This is a genomic window from Paenibacillus sp. AK002 (assembly GCF_053903045.1).
This window is the reverse complement of record NZ_CP096377.1, coordinates 3,997,348-4,011,486: the sequence shown is the minus strand read 5'-3', so window position 1 is coordinate 4,011,486 and position 14,139 is coordinate 3,997,348. Positions and strand designations below refer to the sequence as shown.

The following is a 14,139-nucleotide window of genomic DNA, read 5'->3' as shown; positions in this document are numbered from 1 at the left end:
ATCGATGCTCGCAATGAGTTTGCTCAGCGGATGCGGTAAGGCCAGCGGCGACAGTCAAGAGAGTAAATTTCATTTGAAAATCGCTGATATTTCCACGAATGCGGTGTTTCGTATAGCTAAGAGCAAGGGGATCTTCGACAAACACGGGATTGATGCCGAGCTGGTGAACTTCGCAACGCCGGCCGAAGGCGTGAACTCCTTGTTTATTAAGCAGGTGGATGTTGCCTTCGGTGCAGACTTCCCACTCTTGAATGCTGTTAGCAAAGGCGATTACTCTATATTCGCCTCAACCGGAACAGCCACGGATTTGAGCGCAAGCGAATGGAAACTGTTCGTCCGCAAAGAGATTGCCAGCGCTGCCGATCTCAAGGGCAAGAAATTGAGTTTCTCCAGAGGCACATTCATTCCCTATCTGTGGGATGTTTATCTCGCCGATAACGGAGTTGCATTGTCGGATGTGGAGCTGATCGGGCAAGGAGGCTTCGACGAGGCCTACGTGGCGCTGAAAAAAGGCGAAATTGACGCCGCTTGGGTATATGGCGCGGTGCTGAACGAAAAGTTCGGTGCCCTTGCCGAAGCCAGAGAGCTATCGGATATGTCGAGGACGCCGGTAAGGCTTGGCACCGGTTTGATCGCTTCAAATGAATTAATCAACAGCAACAAGGAAGGATTCGTAGCGCTTCTGAAAGCGCTGGATGAAGCGTCGGCTTATGCCCAAGCCCATCCGGAGGAAACAGCGGATTTGATGTACGAAGAAGTCAAGCAGCCGAAGGAAGCAACCTTAAAGGATCTGCCGAAGAATCCATGGAGCATTGGATTTACGGACAAAGCCTATGCGGGATTGCGGGGGCAAAAGGAATACATGGTCGCTAACGGTATCATCGAGAAGGATTTCGAGCTGAATGATAAATTGAATCTGGATTTGGTCAGAACAGCCTTCCCGGATCGAGTCATTGATTTGAAGTAAGGAGATGATGAAAATGAGAGCAGCGTCAAGGCAGAATGAAATCCATATTGAACAGTTGAATAAAAGTTACACGCAGGCATCAGCATCGGCAGGCGGTTTACATTATATCATCCAGGACGTCAACCTGGCGGTTAAAGGCGGGGAGTTCTTCGTCCTGCTGGGACCGAGCGGGTGCGGAAAGTCGACGCTGCTCAGTCTGATCGCCGGCTTCATCTCCAAGACATCAGGTCAAGTAAGGGTAGGGGAAAAGGAAGTGGAGCGCCCCGGCCAGGATCGTGCCGTCGTATTTCAGCAAGCCGACTCATCCTTGTTTCCGTGGCTGACGGTTAGGGAGAATGTGGAGTTCGGCCTCCGCATGAAACGGATGCCAGCTGAGATGAGAAGGGAGATATCCGGCGAGTTTATTGAGCTCGTGGGCCTTGCGGGACATGAAAGCAAATATCCGCGCGAGCTGTCAGGCGGCATGAAACAACGGGTACAGCTGGCACGGGTGTTGTCCAATGATCCCTCGATCCTGCTCATGGATGAACCGTTCGGCGCATTGGACGCGATGACAAGACGCACGATGCAAAGGGAATTGGTCCGCATATGGCAGGATACGGACAAAACCGTCATCTTCGTGACGCACGATATTCAGGAGGCACTTCTGCTGGGAGGACGCATCGGCATTATGTCTGCTGGACCTTCCTCGAAAATAACGGATATCTATGAGGTGCCGCTTGCATACCCGAGAGATTTGTCGGACCCGGCCTTCCATGCCCTGTACAACCAAATCCAATCGCATTTTGACGAGTAGTGAGGAGGCGTTCGCGTGAGCAATTATCTTAAAAAATGGTCCCTTCATATCCTGTTATGGATGGTTGGACTTGGCGTCTGGCATCTGCTGTCCCTTGCGTATGGCCCGGAAATTCTGCCGGGTCCCGTCTATACGGCAAAGGGCGGATACGAATTGTTGACGGACGGCACCTTGATTCAATATATCGGAATCAGTTCGTACCGCGTGCTGCTTGGCTGGACGTTTGGCAGTCTGCTGGCGATCCCGGTCGGAATCATGATTGGGAAGGTCGGACCGATCCGGGCTTTCGCCGAGCCCTTCCTCAATTTCATTCGGTTCATTCCTCCGATTGCGTTCATAACCTTGTTTCTGGTCTGGTTCGGCATCGGGGAGACTTCGAAGATCATGCTTATTCTGTATGCAACCTTCTTCATCGTGGTCTTGAATACGCTGACGGGCGTTTTATCCGTTGAGGAGGATAAGATCCGCTCCGCCCGCAGCATGGGGGCGTCCGAATGGCAGATTGTGCTGCATGTCGTCATTCCTGCAACCGTCCCTTTCATGTTCACCGGCATTCGGCTTGCCATGGGAACCTCGTTCATGGCGATTATCGGGGCCGAGATGATTGCATCCAATGAAGGCGTTGGTTATCTTATATGGAATTCACGATTGTTCTTCCGTACAGATTGGATATTTGTCGGCTTGATCTGCCTGGGGTTAATGGGGTTCCTGACAGACCGGGCCGTGGGGCTGCTCGGCCGCAAGCTGCTGTCCCGGTATGGGGTGGTCAGCGCAATTTCGCTGCGTCGGTAAAACGTTAATAATACAACAGTATCAAAACAGCAACGGCACCCTTCATGAAAAGGGTGCCGTTGCTGTTTACCATCGACATCATGATCCGGAATAATGGATCACCATGCTTAACCGGTTCAGGGAATCCCCGGAATTGTGATAAACATGTGGTTTGTCTGCCTTGAAGCGGATGGATTCACCTGGCTTTACCGTATATTCCTCCTGATCGACACGAATGGTGACCTCACCATCGAAAACGGTAATAAACTCTTCCGTACCCTCGATATGGGCCTCTGCACTTAAATAACCGCCATGTTCCATTTCTAATGAATACATCTCGAAGCGCCGCCCGTCTTCATACGGGAAATACGGATAAATTCGAATCCGGCCGTTATCCTCAACCAGTGCCTGCACCTCTTCCCGTGATACCACGACAGTACCGGAATGCGGCTCATTGATCAACGACGAAAAAGAAAGCTTTAATCCGTTGGCAATCTTCCATACGGTGGTTATGGAGGGGCTCGATTCCCCGCGTTCAATCTGACCCAGCATCGTCTTGCTGATGCCGGTCATTTCCGCGACTTTATCCAAACTCAGCTTTCTCTGCTCCCTGAGCAGCTTTAAATTGTTCGCCAGTATCAGATTGATGGGTTTCAAATGATGGTTCTCCTCTAAACTGTAAATATTGTGCGTTATAACATACATGATATATAATAATAACGCACGGTCGCTATAACGACCGATTGAAATCACTATAACATACAAACAAGAAAGGAGTTAAGAGCTTGTTTATCCTTCCGCTGTTGACCTATGCCATTGTAGCTTCATTTACGCCCGGTCCCAACAACATTATTTCGATGACCAATGCACGAAGTTACGGTTTTCGAGCAACGATGCGCTTTATCGGCGGGGTTGCAGCCGGATGTTTGATCATCATGCTGCTGTCCAGCTACTTCAACTTGGCAATGTATCAATACATCCCGAAGATTCGATTGGTTATGAATATGATCGGTTTCCTGTATATGATTTATCTTGCCGTAAAAATCATGCGAAGCAGGCCGCAGGGGGATGCAGATGATAAGCCAGGTGGATTTAACAGCTTTACGTTCGGATTCATATTTCAATTCATGAATCCGAAGGTCATTTTATACGGGATTACGGCCGTATCGACCTTCGTGATGCCAATTGCAGCAACCCATGTGCAGCTGTTATTATTTTCGATACTGCTCACCATCGTTGGCATTTGCGCCAATATGACCTGGGCGCTATGCGGTTCGCTGTTCCAGAACCTGTTGTCCCGATATGAACGTACGTTCAATATATGTATGGGACTGCTTCTGATATACAGCGCATTCTCAATTTATGCAGCGAATGGATAGGAACCGGGCCTCGTCGTGCACGGACGCCATGCCAAAAGAACAAGGCTTTCCGAAACGTTCGTCCGGAAAGCCTTGTTTGGGTTATTCGAAGATTTTGGAAATCTGTTCTTTCAGTTTGTTAGCGGAAGCATGGAATTGGGTCAATTCCTCGTCGTTAAACTCGAGGCTAAGAATTTCCCGAACGCCGGTGCGGTCAACCACGCAAGGCACCCCAAGATATACGTCGGACACGCCATGGTAGTCTGTAAGCAGCGTAGACACATTGAGAACGGAACCCTCGTTTTGCAAAATGGAGACGATGATCCGGTCAAGCGCCAATGCGATAGCATAGGAAGTGGAGCCTTTGGCGTTGATGATTTCATATGCGGCGTTCTTGGTACGATCAAAGATATCATCTCTTTCATCTTCCGTCAGATCGATCCCGATACCGGCAATGTTGGCGATGCTCCAGAGCGGCAGCTCGGAATCGCCGTGTTCGCCGACGATATGGGCGTGAATGCTGCGCGGATTAATGCCTTTGTTTTGCCCGATCAAATAACGGAAGCGGGCGCTGTCGAGCAAAGTACCTGAGCCGATTACCCGATTAACCGGGAAGCCGCTCTTTTTCAATGTGACGTAAGACAGAATATCTACCGGATTCGTAGCGACGAGAATGATGCCGTGATCATTGTATTTCACGATATTTTGAATAATATCGTCAAATATGGCCGTATTCCGCTTCAATAAATCGATTCGCGTCTCGCCCGGTCTTTGGTTGGAGCCTGCGGCAATGACAATGATGTCTGCATCCTTGCAATCGCTGTAATCTCCAGCCCAAAGTTTCACCCCGCCGGCAAAAGGGAGGCCGTGGTTCATATCCAAGGCTTCGCCAAGAGCCTTGTCATGGTTGGCATCGATCAATACCAGTTCAGATACTCTTTCACGCAAGAATAAGGTGTACGCAGTCGTTGCTCCTACAGCTCCTGTACCGATGATCACGACGCGGGACGGGCGCTGAGCTTCATTTTTTGTCATCAATGTTTCTCTCCCTTGCACTCAGTTAATGAAGTCCTACAGATGGAAAGCTTCTAATTACTTACCCTAATGAACAGCTGTATACACAGCAACTCCATTAGGCGCTTTCGATAGTAATGATAACATATTCAGGAAGATTTAAGCAGTGGGAGTGTGATTTAAGTTACGTTCATGCTCACTATAGAAGGATTTGATTGCACATTACCTTTCATATGTCCTAGATGTCGATGTCGAACCGTCGTCGGTGCGATTCCATTTCATGCGAATGAAGTAAACCGCTCCTTTAGCTCCTGAAGCAAGACCTTCCGGTATTCGTTCCCGTCATGGTAGAGTTCACCGATCCTTGTGTAGACCTGATCCCATTGTTCCTGATATGAACCGGCTTGTTGATCATCGTAATTTCTTCTTTTGAACTCGTCCATGACGTTTTGGATGTATGCCGGTCGTGCGCCCCATTGTCCAAGAACCGCGCCGGTAGCCGCATTAAGGAAGAGGGCGATCGGTTGAGCACGGCCACCATCCGTAAGAAAGAGATCCATCGTTTCCTGATGCTCTTCCATGATAAGCACTTCGGTCGGTATGCGGCTGTATTCCATTACCCGGAACAAGACGGGAACATTCCAGATCACATCCGGACACCAATCCGTACAGAGGATAAGGCAGTGGAGTTGGCCGCGCTCGTTACGTCCAGCGAAGAACCGTTGAACTTCTTCATCGTCCCATTGAAAGCGGTCATATACTTGCCTAAACTGTTCCTTCGTATTGGGGATGCTGCTCAGTTTCATTTCCCGGCTCTTCATGCTCTCCGTAAATTGACGGGGGGATAGGCCTTGCCCTATTTTGTGCCGAAGATGGATAGGCGTTGTCATTGGCTCATTCGTCCTTTCGTACTGAACGGGTAGTTTTGGTGTACATTCAGCCTATAGCTAGCTTAGAATATATTTGACCACACAGAAATGGTCACTTTGGAGCTGTTTATGCAAGTCAGTTGAATGGAATGTGGGTCTTGAATTTATATTAAAAAAGCCTGAGGTGGTCCATTTTTGTTTGATATCCTTTTACCTGAGCAGAGCGAGTTTCCGTTATACCAGCAGTTATACCTTCAACTTCGTGAGGGTATCCGAAACGGCGCAATTCCCGACGGACAACGATTGCCATCGGTACGATCCCTCCAGCTTCAGCTCAATATAAGCAAGACGCCGATCGAGACGGCTTATCAGATGCTGACAGCAGAAGGGTATGTGATCAGCAAACCAAGGTCGGGGCTTTACGTCCTGAATCCCTACAAGGAATTCCCATACTCCCAACAGCATCAACAGCCGCCCTCCATGACCACGATGTCAGTCATCCATTACCACGCGCATACCAATCCCAATGTCATCGATTTTAATCCAACCCGATTAGATCAAGCTGCCTTTCCGGTACGAATTTGGAATAAAATGCTCAAGGAAGCGCTGGACCACCATTTATGCGAGATCGGAATGTATGGGGATCCACAAGGCGAATACGCCCTTCGGCGCGTGGTTTCCGAATATCTGCGGAATTCCAGAGGGGTCAATTCAACGCCGGATCAAATTGTCATTGGTGCCGGAACGGCATATAGCATAGGCCTACTCTCCAGGATGCTGAAAGGGATGAAGCATGTTGCCGTCGAGGAACCGGGTTACAGCCTGGTACGGGATCAATTCCAGCTGAATAGCTGCGAGATTCTTCCGATATCGCTTGGCGATAAGGGGATCTCGCTTGACCGATTGGAGCAAAGCCATGCAGAGCTCGTGTACGTAACGCCTTCTCACCAATTCCCGACGGGAAGCATTATGCCGTATCCGGAGCGGGAACGATTGCTGGAGTGGGCGAATGCGAAAAATGCATACATCATCGAGGATGATTACGACGGCGAGTTTCGCTACCAAGGCAAGCCGATTGCTTCGCTGCAAGGATTGGATGATAACGGACGGGTGATTTACGCCGGCACCTTCTCGAAAGTGCTCACCCCCGCACTGCGAATGAACTATCTGGTTCTTCCACAGGCACTGCAGCATCAATTGACCCAAATGCAGCAGGAGGTGTTTTTTGCCCCATCGCGTGTGGAGCAGTGGGCGATGACCGCTTTTTTCGAACAAGGGCATTGGTTTCGCCATATTCGCAAAGTTCGGAACCTGTACAAGAAAAGACATCATCGGTTGATCGAGCTGATCGAGACTCATCTTGGCAAGTTTGTTGAAATAACGGGTCAGAATGCCGGGCTTCACCTTCAACTGCTCGTCAAAAAAGAAGCTACCTCGGAGGAATTGATTCAGGAGGCTGCGAAAGCCGGCGTGAAAGTATATGACTTGCGGAAGACGTGGATAAAGCAGCGTCAAGACGCTGGACAGTACCCGAGGATATACTTGGGATTTGCCAGCTTGAATGCGTCCGAAATGGAAACGGGCATTCGGCTGCTGCAAAAAGCCTGGAACATGAACTAACCACTCGGGAACCCTCCTGTCTTTTATAACACCAACAAACTGACCATTCCATGCAGGTCAATTTGTTAGTTATGATAAGCAAAAAAACAGGAGAAGGAGAGCAGGTTATCCATGATCACGCATAGCGAGGTAAAAGCGTATTTGAACCGATTAGGCATATCCGAAATCAAGGCTCCGACAAAGGAATATTTATTCGAGCTGCATAAAGCGCACGTGGCAAGAATTCCTTGGCAGACCCTGGATATTTTTGCCGGAAAACCGACTCCCATGGATATCCAAAATTCGGTACAACTGCTGATCCATCAACGAAGCGGTTATTGTTTTCATTTGAATGGAGCTTTTACCGCTCTTCTTCGAGCCTTGGGGTATGCGGTTAGTTGGCATAAGGCCGGCGTACAGCCCTTAGGACAAGAGCCCCGGATTAACGGCTTCCATCTCGGGTTAACGGTCAGCCTCATGAACGTAGAGATTGGGGAAGAAGAGTCTTGGGTTGTCGACGTTGGTCTCGGGGATATGCCATGGGAGCCGATCCCATTGAAATTCGGGAAATACGTACAGGGGCCTTTCACGTACGTGCTTGAGCCGTCTTCCGTAACGGATCAGGGCTGGCGGTTGATTCATGATCCCCAATATTCCTATGTAGGGGTAGATTACGCGCCTGAGGTTGTAAACAGCTTGGAATTATTTAAAACAAATCATGAATTTTACAGCCGATCGCCGGAATCCCCTTGGATGGATCTATTGGTTGTGAGGCAGCGGCACGATGTGGGCATGAACGAGCTCAAAGGCTGCATTTGGAAAAAATGGAACGGCAGCATTCTGGACACCGCAGAGGTCTCGTCGAAATCGGAGTGGCTCGAGATCCTGGCGGACGTATTTAACGAGCCGCTCGTCAACTATTCCATTCTAGAACGGGATCTGATTTGGGCAAAGGTGTGCAAGCAGCATCAGAAATGGTTGAGGCTTTTGGAAGATCAACGATCTTAGAGGGGGCAATCCGGCATCTCGTGTGACTCCTAAGCTGATGTCCTTCGTCGTAGAACGTTCTAAACCAATCTGTCTCTTGAATGCCTGCAACCCCAGGTGATAAAATGGTACTTAAATTTCATGTCGCTAAGCACATGAACATGTTCCATAACCTACCTGTAAGGAGTTAAATGCATGGCAACCATCGATGATTTTACCAAGCTGGATATTCGCGTCGGGACGGTCGTGGAAGCAGAGCCTTTCCCGGAAGCGCGCGTTCCCGCCATAAAAATGAAGATTGATTTCGGCCCGCTGGGGATCAAGCGTACAAGTGCACAGATTACGAATCGCTATGACGCGGATAGCGTTGTAGGAAACCAAGTAGTGGCCGTCGTCAATTTCCCGCCTAGACGCATTGCCGGCTATCAATCTGAGGTGCTTGTGCTCGGCGGCGTACCGGAGCAGGGGGACGTGGTGCTTCTGAAGCCGGATTTCGATCTGCCGAATGGAACGCCCATCGCTTAAGCTTATTCCATTTACCGATCCAAGCTTCGGTTTTATGGCGAAGTTCTGCTCATAAATGCGTTCCGGGACGGTCGCCTAACCGTCTTCCTTTGAATATATCTGAAGTATCAGATGATTCAAGAGAGGATGTTGGCTTTGCAAACTGTTTCCCATGGTATCGTCCAAGAGTGGATTGCCTACACATCGAACCGCGGCGGATCGTTCGACATATGGCTGTACCGCCCTCGGGACGGTTTTGATTTTCAACTTACTCAAGGGCTCGGCGCGGAATTTTCGGTTCCCTATTGGTCGCCCGACCGGAGGAGAATCGCATTCATCGGTATCGGCAATGTGGTCCATGTGCTGGATACCTTATCGTTCACAGTAGCAAGAATTGATCAAATCGAACCGTACACGCTGCTGGACTGGTCTCCCGATAGCCGGTCTTTGGCGTATGTCAAGAATGATCGGATCGTCATTTATGATACGGCCTCACATCGAAGCTATTCCATCCCGGAGACTGGAGCAAAGGATGCCCAGTGGTTCCCTTCGGGCATGGAGCTTCTATTTGCGTCTCCTGATTCTGGCGGGGTTATGCAGCTCTACCGCATTCGGACCGATGGCACGGAACGGAGACAAATCACACATCTAACGGACGGACCGCTCCACGACGTTCGGATTTCCCCGGATGGAACCTTCGCGCTGTATACATCCCCTGGAGCAAGCATCTCCATGATTTCGACGGTGGATTTGGCAAACGGCACCATCTATGCATTGGAAGGCGGCCCACTCGCGAAAAACTATTTTCCCGTGTGGTCTCCTGATTCTAAAAGCATCGCTTACAGCGCAACAACCTACATCGAGCCAAATTACTATTCGCTCATCCAGATTGACAGCCGTACCGGTCAGGATCAAAGGACGGTTGCAGTTTCCAACTGTTTCGCCACGCCCGTCGATTGGTCGCCGGACGGTGCCAAAATCGCCTATTTGTCCGGGTGCACCGTTGAAGAATTCGCTAGTCAGCTTTGGATCGTCGATATCAGGGAACAGATGCCGATGAACGTCGTTAGCGGAGGCCGGATTACTGCCTTGCAATGGTCCCCAGGCGGCAGAAAAGTTCCGAAAAGCATGTTCACAAGCCTTGTATACCGGGTGTCCTTCCCGTATCCCGCAAATTGGCGGCCGGTCAGTGAAGAGAGATACGAGGGCTTCGACGGTTTCTTCCAGGTATCCGCGATTTCGTCCGGCGACCGGATTGCCGATGTATGCAGCTCCGAAGCTTTTCATCCATTAATGCCTTACGGTTCTTCTCCAAGGATTGTCCCTGCTATGATACAAAATCAAGAAGCGTGCTTCATTTATCCTTCAGCTGACCAGCCAACGGAGATGAATAACCAAGCAGCCCTTATTGTGAGATATCCAAGCCCTGTCCAAATCGGGGAAATGTTCTACCCATATTTCATCTTGTGGGCAGACGTTAACCATATCCGTCAAATCGGCGCGAGGCTGTCGTTCATCTAGCGTTTGAGCAATAAGTTGCAGGAAAGTGCCCGCCGGCCGTTGAATATATCCGAATGCTGCAATAATGATCAGGCCTTTTCAGGAACACTTATAGCCGCAGGAGGAGAACAACATGAAGTCGATCACCGTTCAAAGTCTTACGGAGTTAGTTCATTTGGAAGTGCTTGCTGGCGCCAATCGCATGGATCGAATGATTACCCGTCCGCAAACGCACAGACCGGGTCTGGAGTTTGTCGGGTATTTCGATTTTTTCCCGATGGAGCGAGTGCAGGTGCTCGGCCGTAAGGAGATTAACTATTTATTGACGCTTAGCATAGAAGAACGCAAGCTGCATATCGGGAATATCGTCAAATATCACCCGCCGTGCTTTATTGTCACCTCAGGACAGCAGGAGATCCCTTATCTGACTCTATTCTGCAATCAGGAAGGCATACCGTTGTTGAGGACAACCGAGACGACAACGGAGTTTATTGCCAAGTTGAACAGTTATTTGGTGAAGACGCTGGCTCCGGAGATGTCGATCCATGCGGTGTGCGTGAATGTATCCGGCATTGGGATCCTGCTCCGGGGGAAATCCGGTATTGGCAAAAGCGAAACGGCCCACACCCTTATCCGCCGGGGCCACCGGTTTGTGGCGGACGATATCGTGGTGCTCAAAAAGCTGGGCCCTTCGACTCTTCTTGGAACGCATAATGAGACAACCCGGGAGTTTCTGGCGCTGCGAAGCATCGGGTTGATCAATGTGGTGCGTCAATACGGGCGCACGGCTTTTCAAGATGAGACACGAATCGTGCTCGACATTGAATTGGTGCCTTGGCGTGAAAATTCCCTAAACAACGAGCTGGAGGCCGTGCCTCAATTTACGGAATATCTAGGCATCCAAATTCCTCATATCGAGGTTCAGCTACAGCCGGGGCGCGACGTAGCCAGTCTGATCGAGGCGGCGGCCAACAATTGGTATCTTAAACAACTCGGCTACAGTGCGGCCGAAGACTTTATGAAACGAATCGAAAACGAGATGCAATCGTGAGGCTTAAACGACTTTCCGCCATCTGATAATAAAAAACTTACGGAAACGATGTTGGTGATAGATGAAAATCCAAGTAGGAGAACAACAAATCGAATGTCATGTAGAATACGGTCCACGCAAAAAGCTATCGATCCATGTCCACCCATCGGGTTTGGTAACGGTGAAGGCACCGAATCGTACAAGCGATGAGATGGTGATCAACGCCGTAAGGCGGCATGGGAGTAAAATCGTGAAGCAATTGCAAGAGATCGAGGCAGCCCGAACGGCTCCGAAGGTCAAGGCATACGAGGATGAGGGCAAATTCCTTCATCTTGGGCAGTATTATTCGCTTCATGAGTTAATCGAGACGGACGGGCGAGCGGAAGAGGAGCTTCAACGGGATCTGAAGAAATTTTACTTCGCAAGCTGCAAGAAGGTGATCTCGGAACGCATCCGAATTTATCAGAAGCAGCTGAAAGTCACGCCGAGATCCTTCATGATCGAGGAGTCCAAAACGAAATGGGGCAGCTGCAGCTCGGCGAAGCATCTCACTTTCAACTATCGCCTCGCGATGGCGCCCATCGAGGTCATTGATTATGTGGTCATTCATGAACTCTGTCATCTCTTGCATATGAATCATGACCGATCCTTCTGGCGATGCGTCGGCAGCGTGATGAAGGACTACAAAGATAAGGAAGCCTTCCTTGCGAAATATGGACATGCCATGACTTTGTAATGCATGGATTATGAGTCATAGAGAGAGTAAAGACACTGCCTGATTTGGGCAGTGTCCTTTTTTTTGAGTGGATGCTGATCGGCTGATCTGATTCCATGATCCACTGGCAGCGTAGGCGCCAGGGCAGCTGCTCACTATGATTAACGGATTCCTGGTATTCGGCACGACTGCCGTCTTGTCGACCGGTTATGATGGCTGCTGCTTGCGTTGATCATGACATCTATTTACATTAGAGTAATGACACAGAAAAAATGAATCTTACGGAGGCAATGATGAAAACAATTGGACTCATCGGAGGCATGAGCTGGGAGAGCACCGTGATGTACTATCAGATTATAAATGAGGTCGTAAAGGAACAACGAGGTGGACTGCATTCCGCAAAAATTTTGTTATACAGCGTGGACTTCCAAGAAATCGAAGAATGCCAGGCCGTTGGGAATTGGAACAAGAGCGCAGAAATTTTAGGAGATGTTGCCGTAAACCTTGAAAGGGGTGGTGCGGATTTTATCGTAATCTGCACCAATACGATGCATAAGGTTGCTCCAATCATTCAGCAAAGAATCCGTATTCCCATTATTCATATTGCAGATGCCACTTCGAAGAAGCTCATAGAAAGCGGCATAGATCACGTAGCTTTGCTTGGAACCAAATACACGCTGACTGAGGATTTCTACAAGGAAAAACTGATTGCAGCCGGCATTCATGTCCTGATTCCTGATGAAGATGACATACTACTTATCAACCATATCATTTATGACGAATTGTGCTTGGGTATTATTTCTCAACAATCCAAGAACGAATATTTGCGTGTGATCAACCAATTACAGAAGCAAGGTGCCCAGGGAGTCATACTTGGCTGTACAGAGATTGGTCTTCTTATTAAACAGGAAGATACGAATATCCCTGTTTTTGATACGACTCAGATTCATGGAACAACAGCAGCTCTATTTGCACTTGAAAAATAATCCTTGATGTTTATTGTCGTGGGAGTTGCTGTTCGTTTCGTTCGATGTATAATGTTCATATGGGTTCATATAAATCCATTTGAGTTCATTATATGTCTTGAACAAGGAGAGAAGGATCATGCCAAGAATCAAAATTGAATTGCTGAATCGTGAACAGAATGTGAGGGTGGAAGGTGACCGTCATTCGCAATCCTCCCATGACCGCGTGATGGAGCGGGAAGACGAGGATTTCACTTATCTGGCTTGTCAACAGCTGGAGTACGCCGCCGGCGACAAATTTAGAATTACGACGGAGCACCCGAATCGGTATTTGGTGGTTCAGTTGGATGAGGCACTTTTTCCGTCCCTGGTATATGTCAAGGGCACCAGCTGGGAATACGAAATTCCATTGTCGTTCAAGCAAGCCTATCCAGAGAAGGCATTTACGGGGACAAAACATTATGTTTCGGTACGCTATGCGGCGGAAAGCGAAATTACCCAATATCGAAATCTGGCATTGAATACCCATGACCAGAAGCATGATTCCAACGCTTACCCGCATGCTCACGCCAACGTGGAAACCAGAAATGATCCTACCTTCTTTGCACGCAATGCGATCGACGGCATTTATGCCAACTGCAATCACGGCTCCTATCCGTATCAATCCTGGGGAATTAACCAGCAGGCGGATGCGGAGCTGACGCTGGATTTCGGGCGAACGGTTGAGCTTGACCGGATCGGTCTTGTTTTACGCGGCGATTTCCCTCATGACAGCTGGTGGAAGGAAGTCACGATTGCATTCTCCGACGGTTCAACGGAGCAGCTCTATCCCGTGAAAAGCCGAAGCATCCAGTATTTTGATATCCAACCCCGCAAAGTGGAATGGTTAGTCCTCAAACGATTGATCAAAGGCGATGAGGCGCTTTTTCCGGCATTAACACAGCTTGAGGCCTATGGCAAAAACGTAGACGTAACGGAGAAGTAAAGCAGAGTAAGGATTGGTGGATTCATAACCGTCGTAATTCATCCGGGGACGGTACGGATAATCCCAGAGCAATTGACAA

General features: G+C 49.2%; 15 protein-coding genes. 12 read left to right on the top strand and 3 right to left on the bottom strand.

The features are described 5' to 3' along the window. Window positions 1–4 precede the first annotated feature (4 nt). From M1D70_RS17610 to M1D70_RS17600, 3 genes are read left to right on the top strand one after another with little or no spacing between them, the layout of a single operon-like run. Window positions 5–967, top strand: a complete 963-nt coding sequence (locus M1D70_RS17610; RefSeq protein WP_009593740.1) for an ABC transporter substrate-binding protein — start codon at window positions 5–7, stop codon at window positions 965–967. A gap of 13 nt (window positions 968–980) precedes the next feature. Further along, window positions 981–1,763 (top strand): ABC transporter ATP-binding protein, encoded by a 783-nt coding sequence (locus M1D70_RS17605; protein WP_456287501.1) that lies wholly within the window; start codon window positions 981–983, stop codon window positions 1,761–1,763. A 15-nt stretch (window positions 1,764–1,778) separates the two neighbouring features. Beyond that, window positions 1,779–2,555: an ABC transporter permease gene (locus M1D70_RS17600; RefSeq protein WP_456287500.1), complete on the top strand. Its 777-nt coding sequence runs from the start codon at window positions 1,779–1,781 to the stop codon at window positions 2,553–2,555. 78 nt (window positions 2,556–2,633) lie between these two features. Here M1D70_RS17600 and M1D70_RS17595 read toward each other — a convergent pair whose 3' ends face one another. Next, window positions 2,634–3,191, bottom strand: a complete 558-nt coding sequence (locus M1D70_RS17595; protein WP_433940204.1) for a helix-turn-helix domain-containing protein — start codon at window positions 3,189–3,191, stop codon at window positions 2,634–2,636. Window positions 3,192–3,319: 128 nt separating this feature from the next. Here M1D70_RS17595 and M1D70_RS17590 point away from each other — a divergent pair, with 128 nt between their 5' ends. Then, window positions 3,320–3,913, top strand: coding sequence for a LysE family transporter (locus M1D70_RS17590; protein WP_456287499.1), 594 nt, complete (start codon window positions 3,320–3,322; stop codon window positions 3,911–3,913). Window positions 3,914–3,994: 81 nt separating this feature from the next. Here the strand turns inward: M1D70_RS17590 and M1D70_RS17585 are convergent, their stop codons facing one another. Together M1D70_RS17585 and M1D70_RS17580 are read right to left on the bottom strand one after the other, a co-directional pair. Next, complete coding sequence (locus M1D70_RS17585; RefSeq protein WP_456287498.1) at window positions 3,995–4,927, bottom strand: L-lactate dehydrogenase; 933 nt, start codon at window positions 4,925–4,927, stop codon at window positions 3,995–3,997. A 257-nt stretch (window positions 4,928–5,184) separates the two neighbouring features. Next, window positions 5,185–5,712 carry a thioredoxin family protein gene (locus M1D70_RS17580; protein ID WP_456287497.1) on the bottom strand — a complete coding sequence of 176 codons (528 nt, stop codon included), beginning with the start codon at window positions 5,710–5,712 and terminating at the stop codon, window positions 5,185–5,187. Window positions 5,713–5,970: 258 nt separating this feature from the next. On the opposite strand from M1D70_RS17580, the gene pdxR reads away from it, so the two are divergent. From pdxR to M1D70_RS17540, 8 genes are all read left to right on the top strand, one after another. Further along, complete coding sequence (gene pdxR, locus M1D70_RS17575; protein WP_456287496.1) at window positions 5,971–7,395, top strand: MocR-like pyridoxine biosynthesis transcription factor PdxR; 1,425 nt, start codon at window positions 5,971–5,973, stop codon at window positions 7,393–7,395. A 111-nt stretch (window positions 7,396–7,506) separates the two neighbouring features. Continuing rightward, complete coding sequence (locus tag M1D70_RS17570) at window positions 7,507–8,382, top strand: arylamine N-acetyltransferase family protein (protein ID WP_456287495.1); 876 nt, start codon at window positions 7,507–7,509, stop codon at window positions 8,380–8,382. A gap of 174 nt (window positions 8,383–8,556) precedes the next feature. After that, on the top strand, window positions 8,557–8,886 hold the full coding sequence (csaA, locus tag M1D70_RS17565; protein WP_009593710.1) for a chaperone CsaA: 330 nt from the start codon (window positions 8,557–8,559) through the stop codon (window positions 8,884–8,886). A gap of 126 nt (window positions 8,887–9,012) precedes the next feature. Next, window positions 9,013–10,386 carry a hypothetical protein gene (locus M1D70_RS17560; protein ID WP_456287494.1) on the top strand — a complete coding sequence of 458 codons (1,374 nt, stop codon included), beginning with the start codon at window positions 9,013–9,015 and terminating at the stop codon, window positions 10,384–10,386. Between the two features lie 112 nt (window positions 10,387–10,498). Continuing rightward, window positions 10,499–11,416 (top strand): HPr(Ser) kinase/phosphatase, encoded by a 918-nt coding sequence (gene hprK / locus M1D70_RS17555; protein ID WP_456287493.1) that lies wholly within the window; start codon window positions 10,499–10,501, stop codon window positions 11,414–11,416. Between the two features lie 61 nt (window positions 11,417–11,477). Continuing rightward, complete coding sequence (locus tag M1D70_RS17550; RefSeq protein WP_456287492.1) at window positions 11,478–12,131, top strand: M48 family metallopeptidase; 654 nt, start codon at window positions 11,478–11,480, stop codon at window positions 12,129–12,131. 272 nt (window positions 12,132–12,403) lie between these two features. Beyond that, window positions 12,404–13,096 carry an aspartate/glutamate racemase family protein gene (locus tag M1D70_RS17545; protein ID WP_456290456.1) on the top strand — a complete coding sequence of 231 codons (693 nt, stop codon included), beginning with the start codon at window positions 12,404–12,406 and terminating at the stop codon, window positions 13,094–13,096. 118 nt (window positions 13,097–13,214) lie between these two features. Further along, window positions 13,215–14,060, top strand: a complete 846-nt coding sequence (locus M1D70_RS17540; RefSeq protein WP_456287491.1) for a hypothetical protein — start codon at window positions 13,215–13,217, stop codon at window positions 14,058–14,060. Window positions 14,061–14,139 lie beyond the last annotated feature (79 nt).

Coding starts and splice junctions, on each gene's coding strand:
- M1D70_RS17610 (WP_009593740.1), top strand. CDS start 5: ATGCTCGCAATGAGTTTGCTCAGCGGATGCGGTAAGGCCAGCGGCGAC.
- M1D70_RS17605 (WP_456287501.1), top strand. CDS start 981: ATGAGAGCAGCGTCAAGGCAGAATGAAATCCATATTGAACAGTTGAAT.
- M1D70_RS17585 (WP_456287498.1), bottom strand. CDS start 4,927: ATGACAAAAAATGAAGCTCAGCGCCCGTCCCGCGTCGTGATCATCGGT.
- M1D70_RS17580 (WP_456287497.1), bottom strand. CDS start 5,712: ATGAAACTGAGCAGCATCCCCAATACGAAGGAACAGTTTAGGCAAGTA.
- M1D70_RS17570 (WP_456287495.1), top strand. CDS start 7,507: ATGATCACGCATAGCGAGGTAAAAGCGTATTTGAACCGATTAGGCATA.
- csaA (WP_009593710.1), top strand. CDS start 8,557: ATGGCAACCATCGATGATTTTACCAAGCTGGATATTCGCGTCGGGACG.
- M1D70_RS17560 (WP_456287494.1), top strand. CDS start 9,013: ATGTTGGCTTTGCAAACTGTTTCCCATGGTATCGTCCAAGAGTGGATT.
- hprK (WP_456287493.1), top strand. CDS start 10,499: ATGAAGTCGATCACCGTTCAAAGTCTTACGGAGTTAGTTCATTTGGAA.
- M1D70_RS17550 (WP_456287492.1), top strand. CDS start 11,478: ATGAAAATCCAAGTAGGAGAACAACAAATCGAATGTCATGTAGAATAC.
- M1D70_RS17545 (WP_456290456.1), top strand. CDS start 12,404: ATGAAAACAATTGGACTCATCGGAGGCATGAGCTGGGAGAGCACCGTG.
- M1D70_RS17540 (WP_456287491.1), top strand. CDS start 13,215: ATGCCAAGAATCAAAATTGAATTGCTGAATCGTGAACAGAATGTGAGG.